Here is a 22,534-nt window from a genome sequence, read left to right as displayed (position 1 = left end):
GAATGAAACCCTCACAGCTTGCGGTAAAGCCCACGCGCGGCAATGACTAGGATAAGCACAGCTTATGTATGACGCCCTTGGTGACCTGTCACTGGATCTGCTTCGTGCCTTCGAAGCGGCGGCCCGTCAGCGAAGTTTTACCGCCGCGGCGGTTGAGCTGGGCACCACGCAACCGGCCATCAGCCAGCAGATCAAGCGCCTGGAAGAGCAACTGTCGACACGCCTGTTCGATCGCATTTACCGTGGAATCGAACTGACTGAGGCCGGGCAGATCCTTTTCGAGCAGGTTCAGCTAGGTTTGCAGAATATCGACGCAGGATTGAGCGCGATCAGCGCACAGCAACAGCATGAAGTGCTGCAGGTGGCCACGGATTTTGCCTTCGCCGCCTATTGGTTGATGCCGCGTCTGCACCGCTTTCACGCGGCCAATCCGCAGGTGGATGTCAGCCTGGTCACCAGTGAACGCAGCCATAACATGCTACGTACCGATATCGATGTGGCGGTACTGTTCGGCGATGGCCGCTTCAAGCAGGGTGAAAGCCATTGGCTGTTCAGCGAAGAAGTGTTTCCGGTGTGCAGCCCGCAGTTGTTGAGCGAACGTCCCCTGCCCTTGCCGGCCCACGCATTGCTGGAGTTTCCGTTGCTGCACCTGCGTGGGGAGCACAGCAGTAACTGGTTCGACTGGAGTGGTGTGTTCCGCGAACTGGGCATCACTTCGCCCCCGGCACCCGGGCAGTTGCGCTTCGACAATTACACCTTGCTGATTCAGGCGGCGATTGGTGGCCAAGGCGTTGCCATCGGCTGGCGCCACCTTGTGGATAACTTACTGACGCAGGGGTTGTTGTGTCGACCGATCGGCGAAACGGTGATGTCGAGGCTGGGTTACTACGTGGTGTTGCCCCAGCGCAAACGACGCGGAGCGTTGATCCAGCAGTTTGTGGATTGGTTGATGGCAGAGCAGGCCAGCAGTGCGCAATCACTCAACGGCCTGACACTGCCGTCCATTGCGGTTTAGCTGTCGGTGGCGATGAAGTTGACGTGCTCTCGGATGTGCAGGTTCAAGTGCAATTCATCGGCAATGCCCGCGGCGGTGCGGGCCAGTCGTCCGAGTGGTTCGGCCAGTCCCGGCTCGAGGTTGCCCCCGATTTGGGCAAAATGTTCGATGGTCAGTCCCGGTATGCCGCGCGGTTCGTTAACCATCGTCCACTGCAAAGGGCTGCTCTGCAGTGCTTCGCGGATTTCCTCGGCGGCGTGACGTTCCAAGCTGTCCTCGGTTTCCGGATCGTCCAGCACGTCGAAATCACCCACCAGAAACAATCGGGCGATTTTTGCTGCCTGCATGCCATCGATTAGCGCATCTACTGCCAGCACCTGCTCTACCGGGCCCGGTACGATGGTTTTTTCCACGTGTTCGCTGCTGAACGGTAAACCTGGAGCGTCCAGTAGGCAGATGACCACGGAGCTGCCGGCCACACTCTGCTTGACCCGTTGCGCGTCGAACAGGTCGCCAGTCTTGGTGCGCAGCCCCGGACGGGGTGCCAGCGCATTGAGGTCATCGAGAATTGCGATCACTTCATGCTGGCGCCGCAGCATCTCAGCCATCAGCGCACTGCCCAAGCTACTCATGGCACCATAAAGCACCACTTTCACGACGGGGGTTTCGGCATTTTTCATGGCTGGGCTTCCTGTTTTCCAGCGCCTGTATGATGTTTGACCCGCAGGAACCAGCAAGGGTTCGAACAGTTTTCAGAGGGGTTCAGATGCAGCAGATCAGGGGTTACCACGCCCACGTTTATTTCGATGCCAGCACAATCGGGCTGGCGCGGGCCTTGTGTGAGCAGGCGGCGCAATTGTTTCCACTGAAAATGGGCCGCGTGCATGAGCGCCTGGTCGGTCCGCACCCGGACTGGAGCTGCCAGTTGGCGTTCGAGCCGCAGGTGCTGGGTGACGTGCTGCCGTGGCTGGCGCTCAACCGCAAGGGGCTGGTGGTGTTTCTGCACCCGGACACCGGCAACGATCTGCTCGACCACACCGAGCACGCGATCTGGATGGGCGCTATTCGGCCGTTGGACCTGACGGTTTTTTGATCAGAGTGTTTCTCCGGCCTCACCGGGCAGGTGTTCGTCCAGATGCAGCCACGGCAAGCGGCTGTCGGTCCAGATGTGCCGCTCGGCCGGCGCTTGCTCTGGATGGTCGAGGGTGGCGATGGTCAGGTCGATGCTTTTCGGGCTCAGGTGCGTCACCAGCGCCAGCTGCGCCCCGCAGTGGCCGCAGAAATATCGCGCGCAGGTGGATGAAGAATCATAGCGCGACGGCGTCCCGGCCAGCCATTGAAAGGCCGATACCGGCACGGTGATCCAGGTGGTCACGATGCCGCCGCTAACCCGTCGGCAAATCGAACAATGGCAGTGGGCGATATCGTGCAGCGGCCCGCTGAATTGATAGCGCAGTTGCCCGCAATGGCAGCCCCCGGTGTGAATTCTGTTCATGGCATTCCTCCTGATGCGTAGTTACCGACGTCTTCGTCGGATCGCCGCCCGGAGCAAGCCCGCTCCCACATTGGTTTTGTGTACGACTCAGATCCAGTGTGGGAGCGGGCTTGCTCGCGAAGGCCGTAACTCGGTTCACCTCCCCGCCCCAATCCGACGATCGGTTGCACATCCGGTCCTTGCTTTCATTGGCGAAAGCTGGCTGAAAGCTTCCCCGATTAGGATCGCCCCCACTACCGGCAACAGACCGGTTGGCCAATGCCAGCGTTTTATCGCTCGCACAGCCCATTTAACAACAACAATGGTGATTCTGATGTCCTCTTCTATCCGCCGCTTCGCTGCTACTCCGCCCGTACGTCTCGTGCTTCCCGTTCTGCGCTGATCCCGCCCGATCCGCCCATTCCCTAGCCGCGCTACGCCTGGAGTATTCCCATGCTGACTTTCCTTGGCTTCGCCATGGTCATCACGTTCATGTTCCTGATCATGACCAAGCGCCTGTCCGCGCTGATCGCCCTGATCATCATTCCAATCATCTTTGCCCTGTTCGGCGGTTTTTCGCCGAAGATCGGCCCGATGATGCTCGAGGGCATTACCAAGCTTGCGCCGACCGGCGTGATGCTGATGTTCGCTATCCTGTACTTCGCCCTGATGATTGACTCCGGCCTGTTCGACCCGGCTGTGCGCAAGATTCTCAAACTGGTCAAGGGCGACCCGCTGAAAGTTTCGGTCGGCACCGCCGTTCTGGCGCTCGTTGTCTCCCTCGATGGTGACGGCGCGACCACTTACATGATCTGCGTGGCCGCCATGCTGCCGCTCTACAGCCGTATCGGCATGAGCCCGCGGATCATGGCCGGCCTGATCATCCTCGCCGGTGGCGTGATGAACATGACCCCATGGGGCGGTCCGACCGCTCGCGCTGCCAGTGCGTTGCATGTGGACCCGTCCGACATCTTCGTACCGATGATTCCTGCGATGCTGGCTGGTGTAGTGGCGATCCTGGTCATTGCCTACTTCTACGGCAAGCGTGAGCGTGCACGCCTGGGTGAACTGCACCTGGTTGGCGATGAAATCGATCACAGCGAAATCAGCGTTTCGCAGTTCCCGGATGCCCGTCGTCCGAAGCTGATCTGGTTCAACGGCGCCCTGACCCTGGCCCTGATGGGCACCCTGATCGGTGGCCTGCTGCCGTTGCCGGTGCTGTTCATGGTGGCGTTCAGTATCGCCATGATCGTCAACTATCCTTGCCTGCAACAACAGAAGGATCGTGTCGCGGCCCACGCCGGTAGCGTGCTGGCGGTGGTCGGGTTGATCTTTGCGGCCGGTATCTTCACCGGTATCCTGACCGGCACCGGGATGGTCGACGCCATGTCGAAAAGCCTGTTGGCGGTGATTCCGGACTTCCTCGGCCCGTACCTGGCGGTGATCACGGCACTGGTAAGCATGCCGTTCACTTTCTTCATGTCGAACGATGCATTTTATTACGGCGTGTTACCGGTTCTTGCCGAAGCCGCCAGCCATTACGGTATAACCGCCGTGGAAATGGCACGTGCCTCGATCGTCGGTCAGCCCGTCCATCTGTTGAGCCCGCTGGTTCCATCGACCTACCTGTTGGTGGCCCTGGCAGGCATCGATTTCGGTGACCACCAGCGCTTCACCCTGAAGTGGGCAGTGCTGGTTTGTATCTGCATACTGATTGCTGCACTGCTGTTGGGGACTTTCCCGGTGTTCAGCACTCTATAAGCCCAAGACTCACCACTTCGGGTCCAGGCTTCGCTGTTTGAAGCCCGGGCCCGTTGTGGTTTAACAATCGCTCAAAGGAATACACATGGAATGGCTGACCAACCCTGAAATCTGGGTTGCCTTCTTCACCCTGACCGCCCTGGAAATCGTCCTGGGTATCGATAACATCATCATGATTTCGATCCTGGTCAGCCGCATGCCCAAGCACATGCAGGCACGCACCCGGATTTTCGGTCTGGCGCTGGCCATGATCACGCGAATCCTGCTTCTGCTGTCGATCACCTGGGTCATGCGCCTCACGGCGGACCTGTTCGTCGTATTCGGCCAGGGTATTTCCGGACGCGACCTGATCCTGTTCTTCGGTGGTCTGTTCCTGCTGTGGAAAAGCTCGCAAGAGATGTACCACGCGCTGGAAGGTGAAGATGAAAGCAACGACGAACCTTCGGGCAAGGGCGGAAACTTCCTCTACACCATCATCCAGATCGCGATCATCGACATCGTGTTCTCCCTGGACTCGGTGATCACCGCCGTTGGCATGGTCTCCCACGTACCGGTCATGGTCGCGGCAATCATCGTGGCGGTACTGGTGATGATGTGGGCATCCGGCACCATCAGTGAGTTTATCGACAAGCATCCATCGCTGAAGATGCTGGCGCTGTCGTTCCTGTTGATCGTCGGTACGGTGCTGATTGCCGAATCCCTGGACGTGCACGTGCCAAAAGGCTACGTCTACTTCGCCATGGCGTTCTCGCTGGCGGTGGAAGCGATCAACATCAGGATGCGCACTGCCATCGCGAAAAAGAAGAAACAGCAGGATCCGGTAAAGCTGCGCAAAGATATTCCGGGCCAGTAACCCGGTAGTACGCAACACCCTGTGGGAGCGAGCCTGCTCGCGATGGCGGTCTGTCAGTCAACATCAACGTTGGAGCTGATGGCCTCATCGCGAGCAGGCTCGCTCCCACTTTGTTTTTTGGCGGGTTGCATGAACGGGATTTCATGACAGTTTTGTTTCAATCCCTTCTTTGGCTATGCGATGCTGGCGCGCAGACCGTTAGCCAACTACAGCTTAAGTACAGAACGTAGAACGTTGCGCGGTACCGTCAACTTGCTCCTTTGGGGCGCTACACCACAGGGGGTCATTATGCTCACCCTGCTCAATTTGCTTTCTGCCGTGGCCCTGCTGATCTGGGGCACGCACATCGTCCGAACCGGCATCCTGCGGGTCTACGGCACCAACTTGCGGCATGTCATCAGCCATAACATGTCCAACCGCTGGCTGGCTTTCCTCTCCGGAATCGCTGTGACGGCGATGGTTCAGAGCAGCAACGCCACCGCCATGCTGGTCACTTCCTTTGTCGGCCAGGGCCTGATGGCGCTTACGCCGGCGTTGGTCACCATGCTCGGTGCCGATGTCGGTACGGCCTTGATGGCGCGGGTGCTGACGTTCGATCTGTCGTGGTTGTCGCCCCTGCTGATTTTTACCGGGGTGATTTTCTTTCTGTCGCGCAAGCAGACCCGACTCGGGCAGATGGGCCGTGTCGCCATTGGCTTGGGGTTGATCATTCTGGCGTTGCAACTGATTGTCGAAGCCGCGCACCCGATTACCCATGCCAAAGGGGTGAAGGTGATTTTCGCTTCGCTCACCGGCGACCTCCTGCTCGACGCCCTGGTCGGCGCGCTGTTCGCGATGGTTTCCTATTCCAGCCTGGCCGCTGTGTTGCTTACCGCGACTCTGGCGGGCGCCAACGTGATCAGCTTGCCGGTGGCCATCGGGCTAGTGATCGGTGCCAATATCGGCAGTGGTGTACTCGCTTTCCTCAGCACCAGCATGCAGAACGCCGCCGGGCGCCAAGTGGCGCTGGGCAGCCTGCTGTACAAACTGATTGGTCTTTTATTGATCATTCCGGTGCTCGATCCGCTGGTGCACTGGCTCGATGGCCTGGATTTCAGCCCTCAGGAAATGGTCATCGGCTTTCACCTGCTCTACAACATCGCGCGTTGCCTGATCCTGCTGCCAAGCGTTGGGCCGATGGCCAGGTTTTGTGCCTGGGTGCTGCCGGAGCGCCCGCTGGCCAACGGTACGGCCAAGCCCCGGCATCTTGACCCGACGGCGTTGGTCACCCCTGGCTTGGCGCTGGCCAATGCGGCCCGGGAAACCCTGCGCATGGGCGACCTGATCGACAACATGCTTGAAGCCATGCTGGATGTTTTGCACGGCAAGCAAACCGCCGTCACCCAGGAAATGCGCCGCCTGACCGACGATGTCGAAGCGCTCTACAGCGCGATCAAGTTGTACCTGGCGCAAATGCCCCGGGAAGATCTCAGCGATCAGGACAGCCGGCGCTGGGCGGAAATCATCGAACTGGCGATCAACCTGAAACTGGCCAGCGACTTGATCGAACGCATGCTGCGCAAGGTCCAGCAGCAGAAAACCTCGCAGCGCCGGTCGTTTTCCGAAGTCGGGCTGGACGAATTGACCGGGCTGCAAACTCAGTTGATCTCCAACCTGCGGCTCGGGATGTCGGTGTTTCTCAGTGGCGACCCGGAAAGTGCCCGCCAGTTGGTGCGTGAAAAACGTCGTTTCCGCGCACAGGAACGGCGCCTGGCCCACGCTCATGTCAGCCGCTTGCAACGAAAAATCGTGCAAAGTATCGAAACCAGTTCGTTGCACCTGGAACTGATCGCCGACATGAAACGTCTGAATTCGCTGTTTTGCAGCAGTGCCTACGTGGTGCTGGAAACATCGGAGACAGGTGCGCTGGTGGTCGACGATTTGAGCGACATCACTCATTCACCCTGAACGTCCGCAGTTGCCTGAAGTCTGTTGAACTTACGCCAGCCGTACGGAAGCTCGTTATGCGTTGTCTGTTGTTCGCTTGCCTGTTACTTGGCTCATTCCCGTCATTCGCTCTGGATCGCTTCCAGGTCGAGGGCTACACCCTGCGCAACGGTTTGCAGTTGCTGCTCAAACCCGGCACTGATCGCGGGCATGTGGCGATCCGGCTGGTGGTCGGCGTTGGCCTGGACGATTTCAAGTGTGAAGAAAAGGAGCTGCCGCATCTGCTGGAACACCTGTTGTTCAGCGGAATCGACGCCAGCGGCGAAGGCGGCCTGGAAGAAAGCATGCAGGCCCTGGGCGGTGAGTGGAACGCGTTCACCAGCAATGCCGATACGACCTTCGTCATCGAAGCCCCGGCGAAAAACCAGCGCAAGGTGCTTGACCTGTTGCTGGCGCTGCTGACCCAGACCCGCTTCGACGACAACGCCATCAACGCGGCCAAGCAAGTGGTCGAGCGTGAAGACGGCGGCCACTACTCGCACCTGCAACGCTGGCTCGATCGACAGGACCTCGGTCACACGGCCAGCAAACAACTGGCCGTGGAGCTGGGCCTCAAGTGCCCGGAGCGTGCGCAAGTCAATGACCTGACCCGTGAACAGCTGGAGCAGGTGCGCAAGGACTGGTATGCGCCGAACAACATGACCCTGATCGTGGTCGGCGACCTCGACAAGTTGCTGCCGGCCTATCTGGAGCGGGCGTATGGCGCGCTGGAAGCGATCACCCCTGGCGAGCATCCGCCGCTGCCGCAAATCCAGGCCAGCGCCGCCCATGAACGCACCTTGACCCACGGTCTGGTCGGCAACGGCGCCAAGTTACACTGGCTGGTGCCGGAGCCGGTACTGGAGGATGGGCACGATGAAACCTTCGATTTGCTCAAGGACTATCTGGATTGGGCGCTCTATCGCCAGTTGCGCCTGGCTCACGGTTTGTCCTACGGCCCGTGGGCGGAGCGCGAGGTGTTCGGCGGCGTGGGGTTCATGAGCCTCAATGCCGACCTTGAACGCGACGACGTGGCCGATGCCGAACAAGTACTTGAGGACCTGAAGGCCGGACTGCTCAAGGATGGCCTCAATGCCGATACCTTCAACCGCCTCAAGCAGGCCGCAATTGCCCGCCAGTCCTGGGCCGTGCAAGGCAACAGCGCGTTGGCCGACTACTACTGGAGCGCCATCGGCAACTACGAGGACGGTCGCTTCACCAACCCGACCCGGGAGCTGCAAGGGGTGACCCTGGAAGAAGCGAACAAGGCCGTGCGTGAGTTGCTCCTGCAACCGGGGTATTTGCGGATCGAGAAACCGTTGTTCAGTTATGACCAGTTGATGTGGCTGGCGGTCGGTGGGACGGGCTTGATCGTGTTGATGCTGGTGGGCTGGCGTTTGCATAGCAGGAAATAACCATTCCAGGTGACAACGGACTGAGAGGCCTTGCCGGTTCCCCCAGGTGCATGGTGTAACTGACCGTGAACCCTCGCCACAGAGCCGCACCAGCGGTACCCTGTCGAGGTTTTTTCCTACGACGACTGTGAAACCGCCGAATGCAAAACCTGACCTTTTTCGTACAGCGCATCCTCGAATTGATGAAGCGGTACCCTGGGGTCATTGCGCTCTGTGGTTTCATCTCGGGGGTGGGCAGTTTCATTCTGGTCGATCGCCAGCAAGGCCTGGCGAGCTGGATCACCACCATCATGCTGATCAGCTGGATCTGGCTGATGCTGGAAAACAGCCTGACCAAGCTGTTCAAGCGCATCTTCAAGCGAGAAATCCCGGAACCCTTGCTGCGTTACGCAACGCAGATGATCCATCAGGAAAGCCTGTTCTTTGTCCTGCCGTTCTTCTTCATCACTACGACGTGGAACAGTGGCCAGTTGTTTTTCACCGGGCTGCTCGGCGTCGCGGCGCTGATTTCGATCATCGACCCGCTCTACTACAAATGGCTGGCCCCACGGCGCTGGGCGTTTCTGGCCCTGCACACCCTGACCCTGTTCGCCGCGCTGCTCACCGCCTTGCCGGTGATCATGCACCTGACCACCGCGCAAAGTTTCAAATGGGCACTGGGTATCTCGGTGCTGCTGTCGTTCCCGAGCCTGGCGTCGATCTTCCCGATTCGTACCCTGCGCAATGCGCTGGCGATCTTGAGTATCACCCTGGGCATCGGCGCCGTTGGTTGGGAGCTGCGTTCGTGGGTGCCGCCAGCGACGCTGTGGATGACCGATGTGGCCATCAGCACGCAGATGCAAGACCGCACGCCGGGCGCCAGCCTCGACGAAGTCAGCGCCGAGCAGATTCGCAATGGCGGGCTCTACGCATACACCGCGATCAATGCCCCGCGTGGCCTGGACGAGCGGATTTATCACGTCTGGCAGTTCAACGGTAAAGAGGTCGACCGCATCCCCCTGGATATTCGTGGCGGGCGCAAGGAGGGTTACCGGGCCTGGACCCACAAGCAGAACTTCCCGGGCAACCCGGCCGGCAAATGGCAGGTTCGGGTGCTGACCGAAGATGGCCAGGTCATCGGCGTGCTGCGTTTCAAAGTCACGGACAGCACAGCGATCAAAGAAAAGTAATCCGGTTCGTGCTATTACGTAAATCTGCGTAATCACTGAACAAGCACGGAGCTTATGATCAGCAGCACGATGGCCGGCAACGCCCGATTGGACACGTCGATTACCCCAGCGCGGTTGCGGGTGACGGGCGACTGGACGCTTGCCCATTACGCTGACCTCAAGCTGTTGAGCGAAAAACTCCATGGCCAGTACGACGTCAACACCCCGATCGACCTCAATGGTCTAGGCGCCCTCGACACCGCTGGCGCCTCGCTGTTGGTCGAGCTGCTCGGCTCCGAGCGCCTCGGCCGTTCCGCCGAACACCCTGATTGCACACTCTCTGCCGCCGATCGTGCATTGCTGCAAACCGTCTACTGCTCGTTGACCGATTTCTGCGTACCGATCAAGGAACCGGAAGTCAGCGTTTCCATTCAGTTGCTGACCCGTATTGGCCGCGCGGTGGACACCGTCTGGCAGGACACCCTGCAACTGCTGGGTTTCGTCGGCCTGATCATCGAAACCATCGCCCGTGGCCTGTTCCGTCCCAAGCGCTGGCGCGTCACGCCGATGATCGCCCACATCGAACAGACCGGTCTCGACGCCGCGCCCATCGTTGCTTTGCTGACTTTTCTGGTGGGCGCCGTGGTGGCGTTTCTCGGCTCGACGGTGCTGGCCACTTTCGGCGCCACCGTCTTCACCGTGGACCTGGTGGGGTTTGCTTTCCTGCGCGAATTCGGTGTGTTGCTGACTGCAATCCTGATGGCCGGGCGCACCGCCAGTGCGTTCACGGCGCAAATCGGGTCGATGAAGGCCAACGAGGAAATCGATGCCATCCGCACCCTGGGCCTCGACCCCGTGGAGTTGCTGGTGGTGCCGCGGGTCCTGGCGTTGCTGATCGCCCTGCCGATGCTGACCTTCCTGGCGATGCTGTCGGGGATTATCGGCGGTGCCGTGGTCTGCGCGGTGGCGCTGGATATTTCGCCGGCGATGTTCCTGTCGCTGCTGCAAACGGACATCGGCGTTCAGCACTTTCTGGTGGGGATCGTCAAAGCGCCGGTGTTCGCCTTCCTCATCGCCGCCATCGGTTGCCTGGAAGGCTTCAAGGTCAGCGGCAGCGCTGAGTCTGTGGGCGCGCACACCACGTCGAGTGTGGTGCAGTCGATTTTCGTAGTGATCGTGATGGATGCGATTGCCGCGATGTTTTTCATGGAGATGGGTTGGTGAGTCGTATCCCCCGAGCGCCCTCCGAGGCGGTGATTGAAGTCCGTGGACTGTGCAACCGCTTTGGCCGCCAGAGCGTGCACGAAAACCTCGACCTGGACTTGTACAAGGGCGAGATCCTCGCCGTGGTCGGTGGCTCCGGCAGCGGCAAATCGGTGCTGCTGCGCAGCATTGTCGGGTTGCGCCAGCCCAGCGAAGGCGTGGTGAAAGTCTTCGGGAAAAACCTGCCGACCTTGTCCGAACACGAGCGTTCGCTGGTGGAGCGGCGATTCGGCGTGCTGTTCCAGAAAGGCGCGTTGTTCTCTTCGCTGACCGTGACCGAGAACGTCGCCCTGCCGCTGATCGAACACGCCGGCTTGAGCCGCAACGACGCCGAGCACCTGGCGGCGGTGAAAATGGCCCTGGCCGGGTTGCCGCTGTCGGCGGCGGAGAAATACCCGTCGTCGCTGTCCGGCGGCATGATCAAGCGCGCCGCCCTGGCCCGGGCATTGGCGCTGGACCCGGACATCCTGTTTCTCGACGAACCCACCGCCGGTCTCGACCCGATCGGCGCTGCCGCGTTCGACCAATTGATCCTGACCCTGCGCGATGCCCTGGGCCTGAGTGTCTTTCTGGTGACCCACGACCTCGACACGCTCTACACCATCACCGACCGGGTGGCGGTGCTGGCGCAGAAAAAAGTGCTGGTGGCGGATGCCATCGACAATGTCTCGGAAACCGACGATGCGTGGATTCACGAATACTTCCATGGCCCTCGCGGCCGCGCGGCATTGACGGCCGCCCAACAGCTCAATGAGGTCTGACATGGAAACCCGAGCCCATCATGTATTGATCGGCCTGTTCACCGTTATTGTGGTGACGGCCGCGCTGCTGTTCGGCCTGTGGCTGGCCAAGTCCAGTGTCGACACCGAGTTCAAGGACTACGAAGTCGTGTTCAACGAGGCGGTCAGCGGTTTGTCCAAGGGCAGCTCGGTGCAGTACAGCGGGATCAAGGTCGGCGATGTGATCTCGCTGCGCCTGGACCCGAAAGACCCGCGCCGGGTGCTGGCGCGAATTCGCCTGGCCGGCGATACCCCGGTCAAGGAAGACACCAATGCCAAGTTGGCCCTGACCGGCGTCACCGGGACTTCGATCATCCAGCTCAGCGGCGGCACGCCACAGAGCCCGACACTCAAGGGCAAGAATGGCAACCTGCCGACCATCGTCGCCTCGCCCTCGCCCATCGCCCGCCTGCTCAATGACAGCGAAGACCTGATGGCCGGGGTGACCACGCTGATGCATAACGCCAACCTGATGTTCTCCACGGAAAACATCGAGCGCATCAGCAATACCCTGGAGCACCTGGAGCAAACCACCGGGGCCATTGCCGATCAGCGCGGCGATATTCGCCAGGCCATGCAGCAACTGGCGTCGGTGGGCAAGCAGGCCAACACCATGCTGGAGCAGACCACGGCGCTGATGCGCAATGCCAACGGGCTGCTCAACGAGCATGGCAAGGAGGCGCTGGGCAGCGCCGAGCAGGCGATGAAGTCGCTGCAGGAGAGCAGTGCCACCCTCAACAAACTGATCACCGCCAATCAGGATTCGCTCAACAGCGGCATGCAAGGCCTCAATGGCCTGGGCCCGGCCGTTCGCGAGATGCGCGAAACCCTGAGTTCGTTGCGCACCATTACCACACGCCTGGAAGCCAACCCCAGCGGTTACCTGCTGGGCAGTGACAAGACCAAGGAATTCACACCATGAAGCTGATTCGGATTGCCCTCGTCGCTGGCTTCACGCTGATCAGTTCGTGCTCGATCCTGCCCAAGCCCGAGCCCTTCGAGGTCTATCGATTGCCATCGGCCCAGAGTGCATCGGCCAGCCATGGCACGCCGCAGCGCTGGTCGCTGCGCCTGAGCAAATTCCAGTCCAGCGAAGCGTTGAACAGTCCGAACATTGCCGTGATTCCCCAGGGTGATGTGATCAGCCACTACAAGGGTTCACGCTGGAGCGACCCGGCGCCGGTGCTGGTGCGCAATCGTCTGCTGGAAGGTTTCCAGTATGACGGACGGGTGCCATTGTTGAGCACCGATGACAGCATTTTCCAGACCGATCTTGAATTGGGCGGCAGCCTGCAGGCGTTCCAGACTGAATACCAGGGCATGAATGCCAGCGCGGTCGTGCGTCTGGATGCATTGCTGGTGCGCAGTTATGACCAGCGCATCCTCGCTAGCCGCCGCTTTGAAGTGCGCCAGCCACTCAGCGATGTGCAGGTTCCGGCGGTGGTGGTCGGGTTCGGTCAGGCGAACGATCAGTTGACCACGCAGGTGGTGAACTGGGCGGTTGAGCAAGGGCAGAAGTTAGCGCCACCGCCGAGACCTTGAGGAAGAACACAGTCCCCCTGTGGGAACGCCGCACCGCCGCTCCCACAGTTAATTTGTGCCGGCCTTATCAGCGCTGCAAAAACGCCTGATGCAACTCAGCCAGCGTTTCAAAGTGATACGCCGGCGCTTCGGCGCTCAACTCTTCATGGCTGCCGAACCCGTAGCCCACCGCCGCCGCGTCCAGGCCATTGCTGCGCGCGCCGATCAGGTCGTGCTTGCGGTCGCCGATCATCAGGGTGTTGGCCGGGTCCAGGCTTTCTTCGGCCATCAAGTGAGCGAGCAACTCCACCTTGTTGGTCCGGGTGCCGTCCAATTCACTGCCGTAAATCACCTTGAAGTGTTTGGCAAAGTCGAAATGCCGGGCGATTTCCCGGGCGAACACCCAGGGTTTCGAGGTAGCGATGTACAACTGACGCCCTTGTCCGCCCAAGGTTTCCAGCAGCGGCATGACGCCATCGAACACGCGGTTTTCGTAGAGACCGGTGACCTTGAAGCGTTCGCGGTAGAAATTCACCGCCTCCCACGCCTTCGGCTCGTCGAAGTCGTAGAACTGCATGAACGCCTGCAACAGCGGCGGGCCGATGAAGTGTTCGAGTTTCGCTAGGTCCGGCTCATCGATACCCAGTTTGCCCAGGGCGAACTGGATCGAACGGGTGATGCCTTCGCGCGGGTCCGTCAGGGTGCCATCGAGGTCGAACAAAACGGTTTGGTAATGCATGTCGAATCCTGAATAAGGGGGCCGGGTCAAAGCTGGTCGTAGCCTTCGGCCAGATGCAGATCCTTGAGCTTCACGTAGTTCGCCGCGCTGTAGGTGAAAAAGGCGCGCTCCTTGTCAGTCAGCGGGCGGATCTGCTTCACCGGACTGCCCACATACAGGAAGCCGCTTTGCAGATGCTTGCCCGGCGGCACCAGGCTGCCGGCACCGATGATCACATCATCGTCGACCACTGCGCCGTCCATGACGATGCTGCCCATGCCGATCAACACCCGGCTGCCTACCGAACAACCATGCAGCATGACCTTGTGGGCGATGGTCACGTCATCGCCGATCAGCAACGGAAAGCCGTCCGGGTTGAACGGCCCGGCGTGGGTGATGTGCAACACGCAGCCGTCCTGCACGCTGGTGCGCGCGCCGATGCGGATGCGGTGCATGTCGCCACGGATCACGGTCAGCGGCCAGACCGAGCTGTCTTCGCCAATTTCAACGTCGCCGATCACCACCGCCGAGCCGTCGACAAAAGCGCCTTTACCCAGCAGCGGCGTGTGGTTCTGATACTTGCGAAGGTTCACGATAGGGTTTCTCTCTGTTGCTGATAGCTGCGGTGAACGTCGATTGTAATTAAGATGGCTGCATGTTTCTCCAGCCAAGGTATCAACCGTGAGCGTGAACAACCCTCTTTTGCAGTCCTATGACCTGCCGCCGTTCTCCGCCATCCGCGCCGAACACGTACAACCGGCCATTGAACAGATCCTGGCTGACAACCGTGCCGCCATCGTCGAGATCCTCAAGACCCAGGTCAAACAGCCAACGTGGGCTGGCCTGGTGTTGGCGATGGACGAACTCAACGACCGCCTGGGCGCCGCCTGGAGCCCGGTCAGCCACCTCAATGCCGTGTGCAACAGCGCCGAACTGCGTGAAGCCTACGAGTCGTGCCTGCCGGCCTTGAGCGCCTACTCCACCGAAATGGGTCAGAACCGCGAACTGTTCCAGGCTTTCGAAGCCCTGGCCAACAGTCCGGAGGCCGCCGGTTTCGACGTGGCGCAGAAAACTATCCTGGAACACTCCCTGCGTGACTTCCGTCTGTCGGGTATCGACCTGCCGGAAGCCGAACAGAAGCGTTACGCCGAAGTGCAGAGCAAGCTGTCCGAACTGGGCAGCCGTTTCTCCAACCAATTGCTCGATGCCACTCAAGCCTGGACCAAGCACATCACCGATGAAGCCGCCCTCGCCGGCCTGACCGACTCAGCCAAGGCGCAAATGGCCGCCGCGGCTCAGGCCAAGGACCTGGACGGCTGGCTGATCACCCTGGAATTCCCGAGCTATTACGCGGTGATGACCTACGCCCAGGACCGCGCACTGCGTGAAGAAGTCTATGCGGCCTACTGCACCCGTGCGTCGGACCAGGGCCCGAATGCCGGCCAGAACGATAACGGCCCGGTCATGGAAGAAATCCTCGACCTGCGTCAGGAACTGGCCAAGCTGCTGGGTTTCAGCAGTTTCTCTGAGCTGAGCCTGGCGACCAAAATGGCCGAGTCCAGCGATCAGGTGCTGAGCTTCCTGCGTGACCTGGCCAAGCGCAGCAAGCCGTTCGCCACCCAGGATCTTGAGCAGCTCAAGGCTTATGCCGCTGAACAGGGCTGCCCGGATCTGCAAAGCTGGGACAGCGGTTTCTACGGCGAAAAACTCCGTGAACAACGCTACAGCGTGGCCCAGGAAGCCCTGCGCGCCTACTTCCCGATCGACAAGGTGCTCAGTGGCCTGTTCGCCATTGTCCAGCGCCTGTACGGCATCGAGATTGCCGAACAGAAAGGTTTCGACACCTGGCACCCGGATGTTCGCCTGTTTGAAATCAAGGAAAACGGCCAGCACGTCGGCCGCTTCTTCTTCGACCTGTACGCCCGCGCCAACAAGCGTGGCGGTGCCTGGATGGATGGCGCCCGCGACCGTCGTCGCACCGCTGGCGGTGTATTGCAAAGCCCGGTGGCCAACCTGGTGTGCAACTTCACCCCGGCCGACAGCGGCAAGCCTGCGCTGCTGACCCACGACGAAGTCACCACCCTGTTCCACGAGTTCGGTCACGGCCTGCATCACCTCCTGACCCGCGTCGAGCATGCTGGTGTGTCCGGCATCAACGGCGTGGCCTGGGATGCGGTCGAGCTGCCGAGCCAGTTCATGGAAAACTGGTGCTGGGAGCCGGAAGGACTGGCGCTGATTTCCGGTCACTATGAATCCGGCGAACCGTTGCCCCAGGATCTGCTCGGGAAAATGCTCGCGGCGAAAAATTTCCAGTCCGGCCTGATGATGGTCCGCCAATTGGAGTTCTCGCTGTTCGACTTCGAACTGCACGCTACCCACGGCGACGGCCGCAGCGTGCTGCAAGTGCTTGAAGGCGTGCGCGATGAAGTCTCGGTGATGCGTCCACCGGCCTACAACCGTTTCCCTAACAGCTTCGCTCACATCTTCGCTGGCGGTTACGCAGCGGGTTACTACAGCTACAAATGGGCTGAAGTACTGTCGGCCGATGCGTTCTCGAAGTTCGAAGAAGAAGGCGTGCTCAACGCCGATACCGGTCGTGCGTTCCGCGAAGCAATCCTGGCCCGTGGCGGCTCCCAGGAGCCGATGGTGCTGTTCGTCGACTTCCGTGGTCGTGAGCCATCAATTGACGCACTCTTGCGCCACAGCGGCCTGAGTGAGGACGCGGCAGCATGAGTGAGGGACCTGTGATTACGAAAAAACGCTTTATCGCCGGGGCGGTCTGCCCGGCATGCAGCGAGCCGGACAAATTGATGATGTGGAATGAAGACCAGGTCCCGCACCGAGAGTGCGTGGCCTGCGGTTACTCCGACACACTTAATGAGCAAGGGCTTTCGGTGCCCAAGGAGTTGGGTACGCGGGTTAACACCAGCGCCCCCAAACCTGCCGACACCAAGGTTCAGGCGGTTCAGTTCTTCCCGAATCCGAAATTGAAGAAAAAGCCTGACGAACAACACTGAGTGAAAAAAAGCCCCCGTTGCGCCATGCAGCGGGGGCTTTTTTATTCGATGTGAGCGGACTTGAACCAGCTCTTCATCGAGCACGCGGCGAACGGGCTGGTGCTGCAGTCGCCATTGGCCAGGGCAGTGCGCAGTTTTTCCACATCAGCCTGCATCATGTAGCGGATGCCGTCCTTGAAGTGGGTGCTGTCGCCAAAGCCGCCCTGGGTCATTTCGTTCAGGGCCTCTTCCTTGGTCCAGCCCTGGATGACAACCCGGTACATGGCCGCCATCAGGCCGGTACGGTCGGAGCCGTGTTTGCAATGCATCAGCACCGGGCCTTTGGCTTCGGCAGACTTGATGGCGCGCAAGACCTTGAGTACATCGGCGTCATCCACATGGTTGGTGCGATAAGGCAGTTGTACTTGAGTGATGCCTGGCGTAGACAACCAACTGGAGTCCGCTTCAGGCAGGAAGTTGATCACCGTCCCGACCTTGAGTGTCTCCAGCAGCGGCACCGCCCCCTTGTCCGGCAAGGCGCTGCGATAGAGCGTCGGCGACATCTGGAAGAGGTTGTATTGCTTCTCTACCGGTTGAGCCCAGTCTGCCGGACCGTGCATCACACTGTCGTCAGCAAGTGCCGATGTCAGGTTAACGAGTGCGACCAGCGACAGGCATATTGCAGATAAAAAACGTGGTAAAGGCATGCTTGAGCGACCGTTCAGAAAGGGACGGGAAGATGGTGGCAAGGATTAGTCATGCACAGTCAAAGGCCTGTGAGCGGACCGTCAAAGAATCGTGAAGTCCGCGCTCGGGTTACAGTTTCAGTTTGATGAATGTTTTGAGCAACTCGTTCAGTGCGGTCCCATAGTCAAACACCTGTCCAGTATCAGGGTTGCGCTCACTACCTTCAAAAGGCGAGCCGGAGTCCGCAGATTTGGTCTCGTACACACCGAGGCTATACAGTTGGTGATCCTCTTCATCAATGTCGAAGACCTCAACATCTACTCGAAGCTCGGGTGGTTCAGCGGGAAGACGATAAAGATACGCTATGCCCTCAGGAGCAATTATTTGTTGATGATAAAAAGCGAGTGCAAGCTCCGTAAGAGCTGCATTGTCCTTTTCGTCGATACTATTGTCTGGGGTAACATTAATGTCGGACCACGGGTCAAAATCGAGCTTTAAAGTTTTACCGTCGTCTTTTATATGGAGTGTCACGGATGGAGCAGTCGCGAGAGCATCAGCGAACTGCCCCATTGTTTTGTTCAGATACTCACCTGCCCTTATTAGCTTGATAACTACCTGCACATCTTCCGGCGTTTCTATTTGTTGTAGATAAGCACCGGTTTTTATGGGCGTGGACATTTTTATCCTCGTGGCTGTCTGGAATGCATGCGGGAGCCCGCATGCATTCGGCAATAGCGCTTTCCAGTGATTGAAAAGTCAGGGCTCAGGGATTGACGATACTGGCATAAGCCTTTGCCAGCGCCTGTAGCTTGGCTTTGTCGTCGGCATCGACGTCACCGTCACCGTCTACATCCTTTCCAACGACCCTGATGCTGAAAGAATTACCGCCGTCAGAGGAAACGGCGTTGAAAAAAACCGAGTCCACCAGTGCTTCAACTTGCTTTTCGTTATCGGCATCCCAGCTTAGTTCCTTGCGTGCCAGTTGCAGAGAAACAACTGTATTGGGCTCCGAAAGGCTCGGTTGCATCAGTTGGAGGAAGATACCGCGCTGATTAAAAAAAGACATCAATAAATCCTTTTATTGGTTAGGTGTGGGTGGCGTTGCAGGAGAGGTGAATATACGATTTGGTATTGAATTCAGCCACGCGCTATATGTTTCGTTAGTTTGCGGCTGGCGTGTTAATTATCAGCTGAGCGATCTGCCATCGAATCGCAGGCCGAACGGTACTGGGCGCTAGCGATGCTTTCGTGTACTGTATGAATATACAGTCAAGAGGGTCCGTCGATGACCACTTCACTACCCCCTCGCGGCCGCGGCACCGCAACCAACCCGCACAACCGTTTTGCCCCCAGCCATTCGGTGGTTGAGGATGACGGCTGGTACCAGGAAGTACCGCTCACACAGGGCACCGAGGTGCGCATCGAAACGGCGAAAACCATCATTACCCGCAACACGTCGCCGGACTTGCCCTTCGATCGCTCGATCAATCCCTATCGCGGCTGCGAGCATGGCTGCATCTATTGCTACGCACGCCCCAGTCACGCCTATTGGGACATGTCGCCGGGGCTGGATTTCGAGACAAAACTGATCGCCAAGACCAACGCCGTGGACGTACTGGAGGAGCAGCTGTCCAAACGTGGCTATCAATGCGCACCGATCAATCTGGGTTCCAACACCGATCCCTATCAGCCGATCGAGCGTGAATACAGGATCACCCGGCAAACCCTCGAAGTACTCCTGCGTTACCGACACCCTGTGACCATCGTCACCAAGGGCTCGCTGATTCTTCGCGACCTGGACCTGCTGACCGAACTTGCCAGCCAAAGACTGGTGGCGGTAATGATCAGCCTGACCACCCTGGATGACGAACTCAAACGCATCCTCGAGCCCCGTGCCGCAGCGCCCACGGCCCGGTTGCGGGCGATCAGGGTCATGCGCGAGGCGGGCATTCCGGTGGGCGTGCTGTGTTCACCGATGATTCCGATGATCAACGACAGCGAACTCGAAAGCCTGCTCGCCGAGGCCCATGCGGCCGGGGCGCAAAGTGCTGCCTACATGATGTTGCGCCTGCCGCTGGAAGTGGCGCCGCTGTTCGAAGAATGGCTGGGCGCCCACTATCCGCAGCGGGCGGCGCATGTGCTGAGCCTGATTCGCCAGAGCCGTGGCGGTGAACTCTACGACAGCCGCTTTGGTGCTCGAATGCGTGGTGAAGGCCCCTTCGCCGACCTGCTGGCACAGCGCTTTGCCAAAACCATCAAGCGCCTGGGGCTCAATCGCCGGGAAGGCTTTGACCTGGACTGCAATGCCTTTTGTCCGCCTGGTCGCCAAATGTCGTTGATTTGAGGACAATTGGCCTATGGTTGAGTACTGAAGATCGCGCTCACGCCTTAGGCTGGTCACGTTTTTTGTGACTTGGAACACGCATTCCAGAGCGTTTTATTCAGTTTCAATTAAGATTCGGCCGCTACCTTGTTCATCGAGTGACTGATGGGTCGAGATTTTTGGCCTGGATGTTTTTTAACAGCCACTGGCTTCACACCGGACCACCCGGGAAGACTCCCTGAGCCCGCCAATGAGGATGAATTGATGAGTGACAAGGATAAACAGCCGTTGGCTGCGTCGGCTTCAGCCCAACCCGAGGCCGAAACCGCCGATGCAGCGTTGCAGCATATCGTTGACGGCTTTTTGCATTTTCATCATGAGATCTTTCCTCAGCAGGAAGAGCTCTTCAAGAAACTCGCCACGGCCCAGCGGCCACGAGCGATGTTCATCGCCTGCGCCGATTCGCGTATTGTTCCCGAGTTGATTACCCAGAGCTCCCCCGGCGACTTGTTCGTGACCCGTAACGTCGGCAACGTCGTGCCGCCTTATGGGCAAATGAACGGCGGTGTTTCCACGGCCATCGAGTACGCCGTACTGGCGCTGGGAGTGCATCACATCATAATTTGCGGGCATTCCGACTGCGGCGCCATGCGCGCGGTGCTCAACCCGGACAGTCTGGAAAAAATGCCCACGGTCAAAGCCTGGCTGCGTCATGCCGAAGTGGCCAAGACCATGGTGCAGGAGAACTGCAACTGCTCTAGCGAAAGCGAAAGCATGCACATCCTCACCGAAGAGAATGTGATCGCCCAATTGCAGCATCTGCGCACCCATCCGTCGGTGGCCTCGCGCATGGCCAATGGTCAGCTATTTATTCACGGCTGGGTCTACAACATCGAAACCAGCGAAATCAAAGCGTACGACGCCGATCAAGGCTGTTTCCTGCCGCTTAATGGCAGCCTGCCAATTCCCGTGGCGACGCCCAAAGCGCGCTTCTAAACCCTCCTAAATCGTTGTGTGGTTCAGCCGAGGCTGCCGTTCAGGCAGCCTGGCTTTGCCATGCCTGAAGAAAACTTCGGGAGATTCACCATGCGTGCTGCTCGACTCAAAGCTGTTCTGCCACGGGAGCTGCTGGCTTCGGTGGTTGTGTTTCTGGTCGCCCTGCCCCTGTGCATGGGCATCGCGATTGCCTCGGGGCTACCGCCGGCCAAAGGACTGATCACCGGCATCATCGGTGGTCTGGTGGTCGGTTGGTTGGCCGGCTCGCCGCTACAAGTCAGCGGTCCGGCGGCGGGCCTGGCCGTTCTGGTATTCGAACTGGTTCGCCAACACGGTATCGCCATGCTCGGGCCCATTCTGTTGTTGGCGGGTTTGCTGCAACTGGTGGCTGGCCGTTTGAAGCTGGGCTGCTGGTTTCGGGTGACGGCACCCGCGGTGGTGTACGGCATGCTGGCCGGGATTGGTGTGCTGATCATCCTGTCTCAGGTGCATGTAATGCTGGATGCCGTGCCCAAGCCCTCGGGCCTGGATAACCTGGCGGCCTTCCCGGCGGCGATGGCCCAGGCGTTGCCCTCGTTTGGCTGGCAAGCCGGGTTGCTCGGTTTGTCGACGATCGCCGTCATGTGGCTGTGGGAGAAATTCCGTCCGCAATCCCTGCGCTTCGTTCCTGGCGCGCTACTCGGCGTCGGTCTGGCCACGCTTGCCAGTCTGATGCTGGCGTTGCAGGTCAAGCGGGTCGAGGTACCGGCCAACCTGACGGAGGCCATCGACTGGCTAAAGCCAGCGGATCTGCTCAACCTGGCTGATCCGGCTTTACTGATCGCGGCGTTTGCGGTGGCCTTCATCGCCAGTGCCGAAACCCTGCTCTCAGCTGCCGCGGTTGATCGCATGCACAGTGGTCAGCGCTCGGACTTCGACCGGGAATTGTCGGCGCAAGGTATCGGCAACATGCTGTGTGGCCTGCTTGGGGCGTTGCCGATGACCGGCGTTATCGTGCGCAGTTCGGCGAATGTTCAGGCCGGCGCAACCACGCGGTTTTCGACCATTTTCCACGGCCTGTGGTTGTTGGCGTTCGTGCTGTTGCTGTCCAGCGTGCTGCAAAGCATTCCGGTGGCGAGCCTGGCGGGTGTGCTGGTTTACACCGGTTTCAAGCTGGTGGATCTCAAGGTCTTCCGTGGTTTGGGTCGGTACGGTCGGGCGCCGATGTTCACCTATGCGGCAACCGCGCTCGCCATTGTTTTCACGGACCTGCTGACCGGCGTGTTGATTGGCTTCGGCCTGACGCTGGTGAAGCTGGCGCTGAAAGCTTCGCGGTTGAAAATCAGCCTGATCGACCTGCCGCAGGAAGGGGAAATGGAATTGCGCCTGGTGGGCGCGGCGACCTTCCTCAAAGTGCCGGCGCTGACCCAGGTGCTGGGCAGTATTCCACCAGGCGTGACGGTGCATGTGCCGCTCAATAACCTGAGCTACATCGATCACTCGTGTCTGGAACTGCTGGAGGAATGGGGCCGGGCGAATGCGGCCAAGGGTTCGAAGCTGTTGATTGAATCGCGGGGGTTGAAGCGCAGACTCGAAGGCAGGGTTCGTACCAACACGGGCATAGGTGCGGCTGGCTGAAGCCCAATGTGGGAGCGAGCAAGC

The 22,534-nt window shown here is 59.5% G+C and carries 23 protein-coding genes; 16 read left to right on the top strand and 7 right to left on the bottom strand.

All coding sequences use genetic code 11. The features are described from left to right. Positions 1 to 64 precede the first annotated feature (64 nt). On the top strand, positions 65 to 1,015 hold the full coding sequence (locus tag ASD95_RS00400) for a choline sulfate utilization transcriptional regulator (protein WP_056726751.1): 951 nt from the start codon (positions 65 to 67) through the stop codon (positions 1,013 to 1,015). On the opposite strand, the gene ASD95_RS00395 is transcribed toward ASD95_RS00400, so the two are convergent. Further along, entirely contained in the window at positions 1,012 to 1,674 is a 663-nt protein-coding gene (locus ASD95_RS00395) for an NAD(P)-dependent oxidoreductase (RefSeq protein ID WP_056726750.1), read from the bottom strand. The two genes, ASD95_RS00400 and ASD95_RS00395, sit on opposite strands and share 4 nt — an antisense overlap. Before the next feature lie 86 nt (positions 1,675 to 1,760). Here ASD95_RS00395 and ASD95_RS00390 point away from each other — a divergent pair, with 86 nt between their 5' ends. Continuing rightward, on the top strand, positions 1,761 to 2,087 hold the full coding sequence (locus tag ASD95_RS00390) for a DOPA 4,5-dioxygenase family protein (protein WP_056726749.1): 327 nt from the start codon (positions 1,761 to 1,763) through the stop codon (positions 2,085 to 2,087). Here the strand turns inward: ASD95_RS00390 and ASD95_RS00385 are convergent, their stop codons facing one another. Continuing rightward, positions 2,088 to 2,489 carry a GFA family protein gene (locus ASD95_RS00385; RefSeq protein ID WP_056726748.1) on the bottom strand — a complete coding sequence of 134 codons (402 nt, stop codon included), beginning with the start codon at positions 2,487 to 2,489 and terminating at the stop codon, positions 2,088 to 2,090. Between the two features lie 432 nt (positions 2,490 to 2,921). Between ASD95_RS00385 and ASD95_RS00380 the strand changes: the two genes are divergently transcribed. The 9 genes from ASD95_RS00380 to ASD95_RS00340 all read left to right on the top strand — a co-directional run bounded on the left by ASD95_RS00380 (position 2,922) and on the right by ASD95_RS00340 (position 13,194). After that, positions 2,922 to 4,229, top strand: coding sequence for a CitMHS family transporter (locus ASD95_RS00380; RefSeq protein WP_056726747.1), 1,308 nt, complete (start codon positions 2,922 to 2,924; stop codon positions 4,227 to 4,229). Between the two features lie 85 nt (positions 4,230 to 4,314). After that, positions 4,315 to 5,082, top strand: coding sequence for a TerC family protein (locus tag ASD95_RS00375; RefSeq protein WP_056726746.1), 768 nt, complete (start codon positions 4,315 to 4,317; stop codon positions 5,080 to 5,082). A gap of 288 nt (positions 5,083 to 5,370) precedes the next feature. After that, positions 5,371 to 7,029, top strand: a complete 1,659-nt coding sequence (locus ASD95_RS00370) for a Na/Pi cotransporter family protein (protein ID WP_056726745.1) — start codon at positions 5,371 to 5,373, stop codon at positions 7,027 to 7,029. A 56-nt stretch (positions 7,030 to 7,085) separates the two neighbouring features. Further along, positions 7,086 to 8,462, top strand: coding sequence for a M16 family metallopeptidase (locus ASD95_RS00365; protein ID WP_056726744.1), 1,377 nt, complete (start codon positions 7,086 to 7,088; stop codon positions 8,460 to 8,462). Between the two features lie 140 nt (positions 8,463 to 8,602). Beyond that, positions 8,603 to 9,631 (top strand): DUF5924 family protein, encoded by a 1,029-nt coding sequence (locus ASD95_RS00360; protein ID WP_056726743.1) that lies wholly within the window; start codon positions 8,603 to 8,605, stop codon positions 9,629 to 9,631. A 54-nt stretch (positions 9,632 to 9,685) separates the two neighbouring features. Beyond that, a complete protein-coding gene (locus ASD95_RS00355) occupies positions 9,686 to 10,834 on the top strand; it encodes an ABC transporter permease (protein ID WP_056726742.1) in 1,149 nt (382 codons plus the stop codon). Continuing rightward, entirely contained in the window at positions 10,831 to 11,634 is an 804-nt protein-coding gene (locus ASD95_RS00350; RefSeq protein ID WP_056726741.1) for an ABC transporter ATP-binding protein, read from the top strand. Before ASD95_RS00355 ends, ASD95_RS00350 begins: the two co-directional genes overlap by 4 nt. A gap of 1 nt (position 11,635) precedes the next feature. Next, on the top strand, positions 11,636 to 12,574 hold the full coding sequence (locus ASD95_RS00345; protein WP_056726740.1) for an MlaD family protein: 939 nt from the start codon (positions 11,636 to 11,638) through the stop codon (positions 12,572 to 12,574). Further along, positions 12,571 to 13,194, top strand: a complete 624-nt coding sequence (locus ASD95_RS00340; protein WP_056726739.1) for an ABC-type transport auxiliary lipoprotein family protein — start codon at positions 12,571 to 12,573, stop codon at positions 13,192 to 13,194. The genes ASD95_RS00345 and ASD95_RS00340 overlap by 4 nt, the downstream gene beginning before the upstream one ends. A 67-nt stretch (positions 13,195 to 13,261) precedes the next feature. Here ASD95_RS00340 and ASD95_RS00335 read toward each other — a convergent pair whose 3' ends face one another. After that, the gene (locus ASD95_RS00335) at positions 13,262 to 13,912 is read right to left on the bottom strand and encodes an HAD family hydrolase (protein ID WP_056726738.1); all 651 of its coding nucleotides are present in this window, start codon (positions 13,910 to 13,912) and stop codon (positions 13,262 to 13,264) included. Positions 13,913 to 13,938: 26 nt separating this feature from the next. Then, the gene (locus ASD95_RS00330) at positions 13,939 to 14,484 is read right to left on the bottom strand and encodes a gamma carbonic anhydrase family protein (protein ID WP_056726737.1); all 546 of its coding nucleotides are present in this window, start codon (positions 14,482 to 14,484) and stop codon (positions 13,939 to 13,941) included. A gap of 88 nt (positions 14,485 to 14,572) precedes the next feature. Here ASD95_RS00330 and prlC point away from each other — a divergent pair, with 88 nt between their 5' ends. Next, entirely contained in the window at positions 14,573 to 16,624 is a 2,052-nt protein-coding gene (gene prlC / locus ASD95_RS00325; protein ID WP_056726736.1) for an oligopeptidase A, read from the top strand. Further along, complete coding sequence (locus tag ASD95_RS00320; protein ID WP_056726735.1) at positions 16,621 to 16,908, top strand: YheV family putative zinc ribbon protein; 288 nt, start codon at positions 16,621 to 16,623, stop codon at positions 16,906 to 16,908. Before prlC ends, ASD95_RS00320 begins: the two co-directional genes overlap by 4 nt. Positions 16,909 to 16,949: 41 nt before the next feature. Here ASD95_RS00320 and ASD95_RS00315 read toward each other — a convergent pair whose 3' ends face one another. The 3 genes from ASD95_RS00315 to ASD95_RS00305 form a co-directional block, all read right to left on the bottom strand. Further along, positions 16,950 to 17,594, bottom strand: a complete 645-nt coding sequence (locus ASD95_RS00315; RefSeq protein ID WP_201783893.1) for a phosphatase domain-containing protein — start codon at positions 17,592 to 17,594, stop codon at positions 16,950 to 16,952. Between the two features lie 109 nt (positions 17,595 to 17,703). Then, the gene (locus ASD95_RS00310; RefSeq protein ID WP_056726733.1) at positions 17,704 to 18,252 is read right to left on the bottom strand and encodes a hypothetical protein; all 549 of its coding nucleotides are present in this window, start codon (positions 18,250 to 18,252) and stop codon (positions 17,704 to 17,706) included. 85 nt (positions 18,253 to 18,337) lie between these two features. Beyond that, a complete protein-coding gene (locus tag ASD95_RS00305) occupies positions 18,338 to 18,640 on the bottom strand; it encodes a hypothetical protein (RefSeq protein WP_056726732.1) in 303 nt (100 codons plus the stop codon). A gap of 219 nt (positions 18,641 to 18,859) precedes the next feature. On the opposite strand from ASD95_RS00305, the gene ASD95_RS00300 reads away from it, so the two are divergent. From ASD95_RS00300 to ASD95_RS00290, 3 genes are all read left to right on the top strand, one after another. After that, positions 18,860 to 19,918, top strand: a complete 1,059-nt coding sequence (locus ASD95_RS00300; RefSeq protein WP_056726731.1) for a PA0069 family radical SAM protein — start codon at positions 18,860 to 18,862, stop codon at positions 19,916 to 19,918. A gap of 243 nt (positions 19,919 to 20,161) precedes the next feature. Next, positions 20,162 to 20,893 (top strand): carbonic anhydrase, encoded by a 732-nt coding sequence (locus ASD95_RS00295; protein WP_008045785.1) that lies wholly within the window; start codon positions 20,162 to 20,164, stop codon positions 20,891 to 20,893. 90 nt (positions 20,894 to 20,983) lie between these two features. Continuing rightward, a complete protein-coding gene (locus ASD95_RS00290; protein WP_056726730.1) occupies positions 20,984 to 22,510 on the top strand; it encodes a SulP family inorganic anion transporter in 1,527 nt (508 codons plus the stop codon). The last annotated feature ends 24 nt before the right edge of the window (positions 22,511 to 22,534 follow it).

The organism is Pseudomonas sp. Root71 (assembly GCF_001429045.1).
Taxonomy (GTDB): domain Bacteria; phylum Pseudomonadota; class Gammaproteobacteria; order Pseudomonadales; family Pseudomonadaceae; genus Aquipseudomonas; species Aquipseudomonas monachiensis.
This window is presented reverse-complemented; position numbering and strand designations above follow the sequence as displayed.